Origin of the sequence: Paenibacillus puldeungensis, from assembly GCF_042678945.1 — a bacterium.
GTDB classification, from domain to species: domain Bacteria; phylum Bacillota; class Bacilli; order Paenibacillales; family Paenibacillaceae; genus Fontibacillus; species Fontibacillus puldeungensis.
Window position 1 is genome coordinate 74,231 of sequence record NZ_JBHTLM010000012.1, and the last position, 13,117, is coordinate 87,347.

The 13,117-nt window shown below is 46.9% G+C and carries 10 protein-coding genes; 3 read left to right on the forward strand and 7 right to left on the reverse strand.

Going from position 1 to position 13,117, the window contains the following annotated elements; translation table 11 throughout:
• Positions 1 to 5: 5 nt before the first annotated feature.
• On the reverse strand, positions 6 to 1,250 hold the full coding sequence (locus tag ACFQ3W_RS16420; RefSeq protein ID WP_379320325.1) for an MFS transporter: 1,245 nt from the start codon (positions 1,248 to 1,250) through the stop codon (positions 6 to 8).
• Between the two features lie 136 nt (positions 1,251 to 1,386).
• Between ACFQ3W_RS16420 and ACFQ3W_RS16425 the strand changes: the two genes are divergently transcribed.
• Positions 1,387 to 2,271, forward strand: a complete 885-nt coding sequence (locus ACFQ3W_RS16425; RefSeq protein WP_379320326.1) for a LysR family transcriptional regulator — start codon at positions 1,387 to 1,389, stop codon at positions 2,269 to 2,271.
• Between the two features lie 21 nt (positions 2,272 to 2,292).
• Here the strand turns inward: ACFQ3W_RS16425 and ACFQ3W_RS16430 are convergent, their stop codons facing one another.
• The 5 genes from ACFQ3W_RS16430 to ACFQ3W_RS16450 are packed head-to-tail and all read right to left on the reverse strand — an operon-like array spanning position 2,293 to position 6,775.
• A complete protein-coding gene (locus ACFQ3W_RS16430) occupies positions 2,293 to 3,231 on the reverse strand; it encodes a phosphotransferase enzyme family protein (protein ID WP_379320327.1) in 939 nt (312 codons plus the stop codon).
• A 22-nt stretch (positions 3,232 to 3,253) separates the two neighbouring features.
• Positions 3,254 to 3,745, reverse strand: coding sequence for a DedA family protein (locus ACFQ3W_RS16435; protein WP_379320328.1), 492 nt, complete (start codon positions 3,743 to 3,745; stop codon positions 3,254 to 3,256).
• Positions 3,746 to 3,751: 6 nt separating this feature from the next.
• A complete protein-coding gene (gene pssA, locus ACFQ3W_RS16440) occupies positions 3,752 to 4,276 on the reverse strand; it encodes a CDP-diacylglycerol--serine O-phosphatidyltransferase (protein ID WP_379320329.1) in 525 nt (174 codons plus the stop codon).
• A gap of 21 nt (positions 4,277 to 4,297) precedes the next feature.
• Positions 4,298 to 4,984 (reverse strand): response regulator transcription factor, encoded by a 687-nt coding sequence (locus ACFQ3W_RS16445; RefSeq protein WP_379320330.1) that lies wholly within the window; start codon positions 4,982 to 4,984, stop codon positions 4,298 to 4,300.
• A 36-nt stretch (positions 4,985 to 5,020) separates the two neighbouring features.
• Positions 5,021 to 6,775: a sensor histidine kinase gene (locus ACFQ3W_RS16450; RefSeq protein WP_379320331.1), complete on the reverse strand. Its 1,755-nt coding sequence runs from the start codon at positions 6,773 to 6,775 to the stop codon at positions 5,021 to 5,023.
• 221 nt (positions 6,776 to 6,996) lie between these two features.
• Between ACFQ3W_RS16450 and ACFQ3W_RS16455 the strand changes: the two genes are divergently transcribed.
• A complete protein-coding gene (locus ACFQ3W_RS16455; RefSeq protein ID WP_379320332.1) occupies positions 6,997 to 7,845 on the forward strand; it encodes a serine/threonine protein kinase in 849 nt (282 codons plus the stop codon).
• A 15-nt stretch (positions 7,846 to 7,860) separates the two neighbouring features.
• Positions 7,861 to 8,073, forward strand: a complete 213-nt coding sequence (locus ACFQ3W_RS16460; protein ID WP_379320333.1) for a hypothetical protein — start codon at positions 7,861 to 7,863, stop codon at positions 8,071 to 8,073.
• A gap of 162 nt (positions 8,074 to 8,235) precedes the next feature.
• On the opposite strand, the gene ACFQ3W_RS16465 is transcribed toward ACFQ3W_RS16460, so the two are convergent.
• The gene (locus tag ACFQ3W_RS16465; RefSeq protein ID WP_379320334.1) at positions 8,236 to 12,609 is read right to left on the reverse strand and encodes an S-layer homology domain-containing protein; all 4,374 of its coding nucleotides are present in this window, start codon (positions 12,607 to 12,609) and stop codon (positions 8,236 to 8,238) included.
• Positions 12,610 to 13,117 lie beyond the last annotated feature (508 nt).

Genomic DNA, 13,117 nt, shown 5'->3' on the forward strand with positions numbered 1-13,117 from the left:
GATGATTAAATATGGCTCTCTACCCTCTTCTGCTTTATAGGAAGCTGGGTTATTGAACTCTTGGACGGAACTGCACTTTTGCGGATTAATATCGCGGCAAACACAAGCGCCAGCGCCAAAAACGCCAGAATGACCGACACAACGCCTCCCCAGCCATAGCTGCTCCAGAATTCCCCGACGGCGGTACCGCCGAAGCTGGAGCCCATATAGTAGAAAAACAAATACAGCGCAGACGCTTGAGCCTTATTGCTCGTCGCTCTCTGCCCTACCCATCCGCTGGCGATCGAGTGGCTTCCAAAGAAACCGAAGGTTAATAGCGGCAGCCCGCAAATTTTGATCCATAGATTCGGTTCTAGGGTGATAGCAGCTCCTGCCATCGTAATAAGCAGTGACAGGACAAGCGCTTTAGACTTGCCGATATGCTGAGCTACTTTAGCCATCAACACCGAGCTGAACATACCGACGATAAAGATCAGGAAGATCCAGCTCAGAATACTGCGGCTTATGAAATACGGCGGCCCGCTAAGCTCGTAAATAACATAATTGTACATCGCCACATTGCTGCCAAGAATGAGAAAGCCAATGCCATATAAACACAGCAGACGTGGATCTTTGAGATGGCCGGTAAAGGTGGACAGCAGCTTTTTGGCTTCCAATGAATGTGATTTGAAATTTTGCGAGCTTGGCAAGGTCAGCCAGAAAATGATACTGCCGCATAAGCTTATGAAGCTGATTACGCCCAGGCCTACATGCCAGTTGAAATAGTTACTCACAACCCCGGAGATCAATCTGCCGGAGACTGCCCCGAGCGAATTCCCGCTTATATAGAGCCCCATAGCGACCCCCAAGCTCCCAGGATCGATTTCTTCGCCCAAGTAAGCCATGGCAATAGACGGAACCCCGCCTAAAATAATCCCTTCAATGATCCGGAAGGTCAGTACCGAGCTAAACGTTGTACTAAACATGGTCAGAATGGACAGCAGAGATGCGATGAGCATCGAAACAATCATCAATTGCTTTCTTCCCCACCGTTCCGACAAAGCGCTAATAAACAGCATGCTGACCGCCAGAGACATCGTCGTCCCTGAAAGCGCCAGGCTTGCCGTCGTTGCAGATATATGGAACTCTTTCGCAAATTCCGGCAGTAAGGGCTGCGTGCAGTACAAAATAGCAAAGGTGTTAAATCCGGCCGCGAAAAAAGCGATATTGGCTCGCCGAAAAGCAGGTGTTCCTTGTTTGATCCGACCCATATGATGTTCCCCCAATGTATGTCCGTTACATAAACATATGGTATCATCGACAAATGCAAAAGTATAATTTATGATAATCATTGTTTTCATGCTTTTTTGTAATGAATAGAGTGAATCAAGCCTGGGGGTACAGAATATGGATTTTCAACAACTGAAATATTTTCAAGTTCTTTCGCAAATACAGCACGTAACTCATGCCGCCGAGCACTTGTCGTTATCGCAGCCAGCATTAAGCAGATCGATCGCAAGGCTTGAGGAAGAGCTAGGTGTTCCCTTGTTTGAGCGTCACAATCGGTCGATTCGACTCAATCGGTATGGGGAATTGTTCTTGAAGCGGGTTAATCGGGTGATGAAGGATATCGAGGACGGGAAAAGAGAGCTGTATGAAATGGTTCACCCGGAGCGTGGCGAGGTTTCGCTAGGCTTTCTGCATACGCTCGGTACCCATATCATTCCGGATTTGATCGGTGAGTTCAAGAACATGTATCCTGCCGTTCGCTTTCAGTTGATTGAGAATCACAGCTATTCTTTATTGAATGAATTAATAGGTGGAGAATTGGATTTGTGTCTGTTAGCTGAGCCGGAGAACGTGGCACCAAATGTGGAATGGACTCCATTGTGGGAGGAGGAGTTATATGCTACTTTGCCCCTTCATCACCGTTTATCGAGCGCCCAATCCATAGCACTAAACGATCTGAAGGACGAGCCTTTTATTATGTTAAAAAAAGGGTACGCCCTGCGCCAAACGACGGATCACATGTTCGAAGAGTACGGAATTACACCCATCATCGCTTTTGAAGGAGAAGAAGCAGCGACGGTTGCAGGTATGGTGGGAGCTGGATTAGGCGTTTCTCTTTTGCCTGATCTGAAGGGGTTTGACCGAAGCAGCATTGCTCAAGTTCACTTGCGTCACCCCGGAAGTCATCGAACCATTGGACTTGCTGTAAGAATGGATGGCTATTTATCACCTTCTGCTCTCAATTTCAAACAATTTGTATTGCAGAAATTTGGTGTGCGATAGAACGCAGCTGAAGCTGCAATATTACAATAAGGAAAATCCCAAAAACGACGAACCCATAATAAGTGACTGCTTCATGTCATTCAGATAGCTGAGCTGCTTTTCCGTTAGTTTGTCGTAATCCGCATATAGAAAATGATATGTATAAGAGAAAAGATGTCGGTAGTCGATAAAATAATCAATTTGCGATAGAAACGGAGTATTCGCATTTCCCCGCTTATAGCCGGTCATAAAGGATTGAAAGAACGTTTTAACAAACGCCTCTCGATCAGATCTATCTACCGTTTGGGCGGCATGGTAAACCGCAACCGCGATATCGTAGGCAAACCAGTGGTACTCGCTATCACCAAAGTCGATTAACGTCAGTTCATCGTTATGCACGATTAAGTTGCCGTGATGCAAATCCCCGTGAATCAGCCCAAAATGGTGCCGAGTGGATGGCAAACGCTCAAATTCCTTACCGTAATGTCTCCATTTCTGTATTAAAATCGGATCCAGTCCAGCAGAATCAAGCTTTTTAAGAATTATGTGTTGGTTCCAATGCGGACGCTTCTGGGCAGGATGATAGCATTTGGCAGCGGTATGCATTTTTCCCGTCGCCTCCCCCCATTTTTCAAACAAGGCGGAGTTCCACACTTGCGGGTTCTGGGGATTAACGTGAGTACCGTTTATTTTGTCATACATCACAACATAATACTCACCCGAGATAACATGAATAAATTCATCATCCGATAGCCGTAATGGTTTAGCTACTTGAACCTTTTTAGAGACCAGATATTCCAGCCATTCGAGTTCACCCAGCGTGTCGGCTTCCGAAGCAGAAGTTGTTTCCAATATTTTCACGACACCTCGATCAGGTAAAACCTCAAAAACATTGCTGTTATATCCCCCAAGAAGTTTGACATCTGACGGACGGCAGCCGAGCCGTGTAATTAACTCGTTCATGACCGTATCAGGTAGCATTTTATTCTTACCCCCTATTGCGTTACGCTAAATACCTAACTCCAACAAAATAGCCTATCGATATAAACACCACCGTCCAGATGATGGCACCGATACAGCAAATCAATAAATATTTCTTGAATGGCATTACGCCAATGCCGGAAATATAGCCTGACGCGTGTCTCACTCCTGGAATAAAATATGAGAATAATACCGTCCAAATGCCGTATTTGGAAAACCAGACTCTTACTTTTTCATATCGCTTGGGCGTTAGGCCGATCCACTTGCCGTATTTTTCGATGATGGCGTAGCCCAGCTTTCTCCCAATGACGTAACTGACGGTCATCCCGGTTACCGAACCCACGAAACTGAAAAAAACGGATAAGCAAAAATTCAGCATATGAATTGAAGCCAAATAACCGATAAACAACATCAAAGTCTCGTCCGGGATCGGTAATCCGACTATACCTAAAGACAACATGACTACAATAGCCAAATAGCCATATTGCGATAACAACTCTGCAGCCATTTCCACGATCTATCACTTCCTGGTAGTAATGTTTTTCAATGATGGAAATGGGACACGGCTGATCATTAGCAGAGATAACACACCCATCAAGGTTACGATAACAAATGGTTGTACATGCTGACTCAACAGGGACATTAATGCCAAAATCGTACCGGCAGCGGTAATCGGCATCCCTGTAAATGTCGGGCTGGATACGGTAATGTTGAATCGAGCCAGCCGCAATGCACCGCAGACTAGAAAAATGATGGCCATTACAGCGCCTAGCTGAGGGATGGCATCCAAATTGTTCAAAAGTATAAGAAAAGCAGGTGCTGCGCCAAATGAAATAAGGTCCGCAAGAGAATCAAGCTGCTTTCCAAATTCACTGGTGCAGTGCATCAATCTAGCCAACAGCCCGTCCAACACATCAAAAAAAGCGGCAAATGCAATCAGAATTAGTGCTATTCTATAATGCCCCTGAATCGTGTAAAGCAGTGACACAGCCCCAGCTCCCAGATTGCAAACCGTGCACAAGGAGGGTATCCATTTACATTTCATACATTTCTACTCGCTTTCTAATTATTGTTCGTCTTCCTGCTCAAACTTGTACCCCGTACCAATCACCGTGCGGATAAAGCGGGATTCAAACCCGAGCTTTGCTCGTAATTTCTTGATGTGTGTGTCGACTACCCGCGTATCTCCTTCGAATTCCACTCCCCACACTCGGTTAATGATTGTGTCCCGGGGGACAACGATATTTTTATTGGTAATTAACAGCAGAAGAAGCTCGTATTCCTTGGGAGTAAGCTCGACTTCGGTTTCCCCTACTTCCAACCGTCGGGCCAGCGTGTTCAGAACCGCTGACCCAAAGGTCAGCATATGCCCTTGGGGTTTGTAGTTCTCTGTCACACGCTTCATTAATGAATTAGCTCTGGCGATAAGAACCTTGGGGCTGAACGGCTTGGTCACATAATCGTCAGCCCCCAGCTCAAACCCGAGAATCTTGTCATGATCTCCCGATTTGGCGGTAAGTAAAATGATCGGAACGCCTGATCTGGAGCGTATTTGTCTGCACACCTCGAAACCGTCGATTCGAGGCATCATGATATCGAGAATGACTAAATCCGGATATAGCGAGTCAAACCAGTTCAAAGCATCGCTGCCGTTTTCCGCCTCATGTACTTCCCAGCCATCCTGAATAAAATAGTCAGAAACGACCTCCCTTATTCTGAACTCGTCCTCGACGATAAGTACTTTTTTTCCCAATCTCATGCACCTCCCTTCAGTTCAATAGCCGAGCAGCTAATTGTTAAGTGTGATAAAGAAACGCACACCGTTCTCCAAATTTGTAACACCGTACTCGCAGCCATGCATGTCCAGGATCAGCTTCGCAATCGAAAGCCCTAACCCGGTGCCGCCTGTCTGACGGCTTCGTGACGCTTCCGCCCGATAAAACCGTCCCCAAATCAGCTTCTGTTGATCCTCCGGAATCGTCTCGCCAACGTTGTCCACCGAGAGCCGACTTGCGTGGGCATCGCTTTGGATTTCAATCGTAATCGTGCTTCCTTCCTCTGCATGCCGGATCGCATTGACGATAAAGTTAAGAATGACTTGCTCCATCCACTCCGGATCTGCCAGCACAGGCAGCTCATTCACGGGGATGACCATAATTTCCAGTCTTTTCTTCTCCAACAAATAGACCAGCTTATCGGATACCTTTTCAACCAGCTCGCTGAGCAGAAAAGATTTTTTACGCAGCTGAATGGTGCCGGATTCCAATCTTGCGAGGTCCAGCATATCCTTGATCAGCATCTCCATCTTCTCTGCTTCCTCAATGATGACGGAAACGTAGTGATCCCGTTTGTTTAGGTTGACGCCATCGCGCAGCCCTTCGGCAAAGCTTTTGACAATGCTGAGCGGAGTTTTCAACTCATGCGAGGCATTGGAGAAAAAGCTTTGCTGGATCAGCTCCATTTTTTGCTTCTGCTCCATATCCTCTTGCAGCCTCTGATTAGCTTCTTTCAGCTCGCTGAGCGCGTGATCCAAATTTTTAGACATCGTAATCAGGCTGCTCGACAAGCTGCCCAATTCATCATTTTGATGAATCGGCTTGGCCGCTTTGAAATCAAAATGCACCATCCGCTTAGCCATTTCATTTAATGCGATCAGCGGTCTGGTCAACATCTTTGAGTAAATGAGTGACAGAATGAGAATAAACACAAATCCTCCGATGCCCAGATACATATAAAACAAACGCAGTGCTTCATTGGTGTCGCTTATCTCCTGAAGAGAGGTCAGTGAAAATATGAGTTCGATCTCTCCACTGTGTTTTTTCACGGGCTGGATAATAATCACGTTGTTTGTCCCGCTCCAGGGCTCGATCCACTCGATCTTTTGCATCTGCAAGTGCCTTAGCTGCTCCGTCTGCTCATTGGTTAACGGAAACCACTGGTACAACGCTTGCATGAGGAGACCTTGCCGCTGGTTCCATGTTTTTAAGCCGGGAAGTACGATATCACTTACTACACCGGTAATCCTCACCGCTTCTGGCGCAGCATCTTCCCCGACCATGCCGAAATTTTGCTTATATATTTTGTCAGGGAATAGAATCGTAGAGAAATCCTTCCCCCTGATATCCTTCTCTCCCCAGAGCGTAAGCTGGTCCCCTTTTTTAATATTTGTGGCTCTCAACTCATCCCCGTGCAGTGCCATAAACAAAGATAAGGAAACGAAGATCTTGTTACCGTCCGGCTGTTTAATCGTCATGTGATAAGGATCGTCCGTAATCAGCTTTCCGTCCATATTGACAACCGTAAGCTGGCTTCGATTGCGGCCCATAAATTGAATTGCTTTTCGTGCGATCAGGCTTGAATTTCCCTCTTCGTCGGCATAATATTTCGCTAATTTTGCTAAATCATGCTCTACTTTATTTATTTTTTGTTCCTGATAGAAATCTTTGAAAAAGAACAACTGCGACATCATCACGATTCCGTAAAAACTGGCGAAGAAGATAACCGTAATGATGAAGAGTTTAAAAATGATGCTCCGGCTTTTCATAGAACCCCCTTACCCAGGCAGAACCGCAATCGGATATCCTCGACTTATCTAATATAAAATAAATGAGCCCTTAGAAAATGAAAATGATGTAACAAAGTGTCGCTAAAGTAAGATTAAACGAGCGGTTTGTCCTTTATGTGTCCTCGGAATGGCAAAAAAATGAAACGATATTGGAAATAAGCCGTATTAATTACAAACCAAACTTTGCTAGGAGATCCGATATGCGATGGTTTCCGTTTCTCAGCTCCTTCGTTGCGGAATGGCGTGATTATCCGGCCGAAGTGAATCGTGTGCTTGGACAAAGGTATTTGGTGCAGGCCATGGTTGGCGCAGGCAGCTACGGCTTGACATATAAATGTATGGATCAGTTCACCGGCAAGCCCGTTGCCGTGAAGCAAGCAAGACCAAGCAAGGAACTTTATGCCAGGCAGCTTTTGGCCAGAGAGGCAACAATTTTAAAATCATTGAACCATCCCAGAATTCCTGCATGCATTGACTTGTTCACGGAGCACCGAAACGAATATCTCGTAATGTCCTTTTTAAGCGGTGATACGCTGGAGGATCTGATTTTTGAAAAAGGTAAAAAGTACGGCGAGCAGGATTGCCTTCGGATTACAATACAGCTGCTTGAGCTCGTTGTCTACGTCCACAGCCAAGGGTATGTTCACCTCGATGTGCGCATCCCCAATGTACTGTTTAAGGATGAACAGATCTACCTGATTGATTTAGGTTTGGCCAGAGCGATTGGAGAAACTCCACCGCCTCAAGCACCGGCACAACGATGCCTTTTTCAAAAGCACACTGTTCCGTCCAGACCGTTTAAAGAATCGGAGGAAGCTTCCGACCTGCTCGATATCGGTCATTTCATGTTGTTTATGCTCTATTCCGCATATGAACCGGATCGTGATGAGGAAGGTAATGAAAAGCGGAGCTGGCAAGAGGAATTGCAGTTATCGCCGAGGTTGAAGTTTATGATAGAGCGATTATTGCAATTAAGCGAGCCTTATTCAAGCTCGGCAGAGTTCATGCACGATTTGAAGAGTTTGCTAACAAATAATGATTACGAATAAAGGAGGTGAATACAGATGTTGAGAAAAATGCTTGAAAAGCTGCTCCACGCCTCGTCTCACAGCCATCACCGGCATAGGCATTACAGCAGCTCTGCAAAAGGTTACGGAAGGCGTTACAGCAGCAGTCATGGATACTCGCACCATAAAGGCTCGTCTTCGGACTACAAACACAGGCATGGGAATCAGGGACACGGCTACTATAAATCAAGAAAATATAGCTCAAGCTAAAACTACCCCCTTCCTCTCTTGATGAGAGGTTTTTTTGTTCTATTCATCTTATTTCCACCAACTACTTTCTTTATTGTTCCGGCCAGCGCGAAACGGAGCTTTCTTAAAATTAGAGCCCCGCTCAGTGTGACAGCGGGGCTCTTTTCTACGTATTAGTCCATATTACTTTTTCGCAAGAATGCGCCAAATCAGTGTGATCGCTTCCGCACGTGTCGCATGGGCTTGCGGGCGAAACGTATGATCTTCATAGCCATCGATCACACCGTACGCAGAGGCTGTAAGAACAGCCTCTTTAGCCCAAACAGCCGTTTGATTAATATCAGAAAAGGTATTTGCGGCTGAGTTTTCGCCCAGTTTAAGTGCTTTAACCACCATCACCGCCATCTGCTCGCGCGTAATCAGATCATCAGGAGCGAAAGTGTTGGGGGTGTGGCCTTGGAGGATTCCAGCAGCATACGCTGTTGAAATGAATTCTTTCGCCCAGTGATTCTCTGTATCGGCAAAAGCATAATTTCCCTGCGATGCAAGTCCCAGCGTCTTAACGAGCATTGAAGCAAACTCGGCTCGGCTAATCTCCTGATTTGGTTTAAAGCTGCCATTAGCATAGCCGGTTAAAGCACCTTTTTTAGCCAATGCCTCAATATACGGTTGCACCCAATGCCCTGTAACGTCCGTGAAAGGTACGACTTGTCCCTTGTTCACTTCCTTGGGCTTTGATAGAATGACGAATTTGGACAATTGGCGAGTCGTGCCGCTGTTCAATCCTTTCACCCAATCAACAGCGAGCTGGTCTGCGGCGACCCATCTTTTCGTCGCAGTGTCAAACCGGGCAAGCCACAGTTCGTCACGCTCCTTCAGCAGATCAACTGCATTAAAGCGCATTTTGACGGTTACGTCTTTTTCAAAATCCCCCGGAACATCCTTCGAAAACTCCACGACTGGACTGGACACCCGATCTACTTCTGGTAAGGAAAGTCGTTCCATATCATTAATATAGTGAACCGTTAGATAAAATGGCCGTTGAAACGCCCCAGCCGGGATAACAATTTGACCTCCCTCAAAATCGATCGTTTTTCCGTCCAAACCTACCAGATATGTGTTACTTGGCAGTGAACGATCAACGCTGCCCGACCCGGATTCGCCTGGGGAAGTAATCGGTTGGCTTGGCTGCCGAGCTGTTAATCGGAAACGATAGGACGTTATAATTTGTTCATTGCCGGCCAAATCCTGTGCTTTAATGTGCAAATACCAGTCCCCGTCTGCCCCATTTTTCGAAAGAGTGGCTCCTTCGGAAAATTTCGCCCAGCCCGCAGCTGGGATGGAGGATTCTGTGGACCAGGCATACTGCAGGGAGTCAGTGTTCGTTCCACTGCCGGTGTCCTGGACAGTGACCTTCGAATTTGCCGACAAGCTCAGCTGCTCGCTGCCGTTAGGTTCAATGACGACCGCAGGTGATGTCTTATCGATCTTAACGAGAAGCTCAAGTGCGAGCTTATTTCCAGCCTTGTCGATCGCTTCAAACAACAGCGTATTTGATCCCTCTCCCGATACTTCAAGCAGAGTTTTGTTCTCGTAAGCCTGCGCTTTACCACCGTTTAATTGATAAGTGAGCCTGGACAGTTCACCGATTCCCGTTTCGGCGTAGACGCTTACGGTAACGCTTTTGTTTGTCCATTCCCCACTTGTATAGGCGCTGCCGTCGGCTTTGACGATGATTGGCGTGAGCTTCATACCGCCTTTGCTGATGCAAACGGTCCGCTGCTCTACCTTTTCATTCCCAGCTTGATCAACGGCTTTGAACGAGATCGTATGAATCCCATCGTCACTGAACACGATTTCCGATAGGTAAGGGCTATAGTTCACACCGTTGTCAAGCGAATACGTAAGTGTGGTCACGCTGCTCTCATCCGCCGCTTCCGCACTCACCCGTATACTTTGGTTCGTCCATTCTCGATCAACATACACACTGCCGTCCGCTTTCGTCATCGTTACCGTAATCGAAGGTGGCGTCTTGTCCGGAGGCGGGATGATTTCAGCACTTCGGTCTGAGAAACTTAACATTCGATTTCCTGCCATGTCGGTGATATTTCCTTTTTTTTCATCGTAGGAAACTAAAATCTGCTGTCCCATCTCAAACTTCTCCCCGGTGAGAAGGCTCAGTGCCTTCGTTCCGATGATTTGGGCGCCGGTAATCGAAACGAGATTTCCATCCTTCGTGACCGAGACCCCGTCCCCGTTTGTGATCTGGATGTCCTCATCAAAAGATAAAATAATACGTTTCAGATGTTCGCCTTCCACCTTCGCACTAACCACAGTAGGAGGTGCTGCATCCGAAGTTAGACTCGCCTCAATTCCCTGCAAGACGGGATAGGTCTTTCCTTCCTCCAGACGCCATGTTCCTCCAAAATCCCATGTGCTGCCATAGGTTACGTTTTGCTTCATTTCTGCTGTAGAAAGTAATACTCCCCTGTTTTCCCCGGTGTCGGATTGTCCAGTCGTCTCTTTGTTGTAGAAACTCGTGGAAATGAATCCAAATTGCCTGCCAATCAGACCACCGGTGATCATATTACCAGTGACACTGCCCACGGCGTAACTATTTGCCACACTCCCAGTATTTCTTCCGACCAAACCGCCGATTTCATCATTTCCGCTGGTCGGACCAGTTGCGTAGGTATCGATCACTATACCACCTTCATTGCGTCCGATGAGCCCCCCGACAAAACTTATTCCACTCACGTCTGCATCGGCAAAAGAACGTTTGATTTGACACATCGGATCATTGACACCTACCAAACCGCCGACTTTATATCCCCCCTTGACGGTGCCAGCCGCATAGGAATCTTCGATGAAACCTCCTATACTGTTATCCCCAACCAGTCCGCCTACTTCACTGCTTCCTTGAACTTGAACGTTTGCGGAGGAACCACTGATCTTCCCTGAATTCTTTCCAACGAACCCGCCGGCATGGTCCATTCCCTGAACCCACCCTGTAACATGGACATTCTGAATCTGCGCGCCGCTCCCGATTTCTCCTGCGAGCATGCCTGTTTGGGTTCCGCCTTTGACTTCACTGTCTTTGATTTGAAGGTCTCGCACCTCACCGCCCGCAATCCTGCTGAATAAGCCAACATTCATGAGAAGTCCAATTCCCACATTCGTATAAAGTCCAGAAATCGTATGGCCTTGTCCATCAAGCTTGCCTGCGAAGTCTGAAGTGATCGGTACAAAACCCAGACCTATCTCTGATGTCGTCGTCCATAGATCGGAGCGGCTATGATCCTTTAACACTTTACCGAGGTCAATATCCTCCATCAGCTTGTAACCAGCGGCCGGATTTAACTGCATCAACTGCAACTGATGCCCATTTCGAATCTCGTTCGACCACTCCGAACGCAGGAAGGGCCGCGATCCCGGGACCATGAACCACATGTTCGTAAAATCCCATCCCATGTAGCTCGACTGGTTTATCGCTTGCTGAGTGGATAAACCCGATGACATCTTGCATAATCCATCCAGATCGTATCCGCAGGCATTGCTCTGCCCCGTTGTTTCAGTATCCCAGTAGCTGGCTACCAGATCAACACCGTTATTGCTGCCGATCAGCCCGCCGACATAGCTGTTTCCTGTTACAGCTCCTGTGGCGTAAGAGGCAGTGATAGGCCCAAAGTCAACCGTATTACCCACCAGACCGCCGACCGCTGACTGTCCGGTTACATTTCCAATTGCGTAGGCGTTGTTCACGCTGCCGGAAAGCTTGATACCGATCAATCCTCCGACATTTACATTACCTTCAACATTACCTGTTGCATAGGATTGGCTGATTTCACCGCCTTCGCTATTTCCAACTAACCCACCAACGTATCCATCGCCGTTAACATCGCCAGAAGCATCAGAGAATTCAATGCCTCCGTCGTTACGTCCCACCAATCCACCGATAAAGGAGTTTCCGCTGACAACAGCGTTGGCATGAGCATAAGTGACTTTCCCTTGGATATGATTGTACCCTACCAGACCTCCTACTACATTTTTGCCGCTTACCTTGGCACTACTATAGGATCTCTCCAGAGAGCCATAGTTCATACCGGCCAGACTGCCTGTGAAACTTAAACCACCGGTGATGCTTCCCCCTTCAAGGCCGACGTTGCGGACCACTCCATCTTCGCTAATATTTGCGAACAGCCCTGTACTATTGTTGTCAGGCCAATTCATGGTCAGATTGCGGATTACATGCCCCTGTCCGTCGAAAACACCAGTGAAAGGATGGCTATTGCCGTCCGAAGCGTAGCTGCCAACCGGGGCAAAGCCTGAGCCATCGTTCCAACTGACTGTCTCCGTGGCATCGATATCCGCCCCAAGGATATAATGAGCGTTCAAATCATTCCGAACTGCGTCGAGCTGTTGAAGCGTCATAATGACATAAGGATTGCCAGCCGATCCGTCGCCGGACATTCCGGCATTTCCAGCCGCGAAGCTTTGAATCGGCAAAATGCCGGCCCCAAGAACGAACGCAAAAAATGCGAAAATGGCTCGTTTCATGCAGTTTTTTTCCTCCTTTCGTTTTGATATAATACCACGACGAAAATTATATAAAATTTTAGACTTGCTAGAATCTAACCCAGGTTATAGATGCGGTTATAGAATTTAGCACGAAGTTGCTGCAAACGTACTATACAAGTTGAACTAATGATTGTACGTATAGAGGCAGCCGGGTGAAATGTTTCTTACGATCGCTGTTGTTCCCGGATTTCTATGAATGAACTAAATAGTGGTAGAAATCCGGGAACAAAGGCGAACGAGCCTATGCTTCCGAAGCAGCTTTCTTTTCAGAAAGCTTTTAGCTTCTTCAGAATCATTTCTCCTAGGTTCAATATTCTAAAATGCGTGTTGTTTAGAATATTGAACCCTTTTGCCTGTGTTCCGCATTTCTTTAGTTCAACTTATATAGCTGCCGTTACAGCATGCATTTTATATTTCTGTCTTTATATTCTTCTAGCATTAGAAATATAATGTGAGATGTTGGAGGTTCAGAAAATGTCGAAACGCC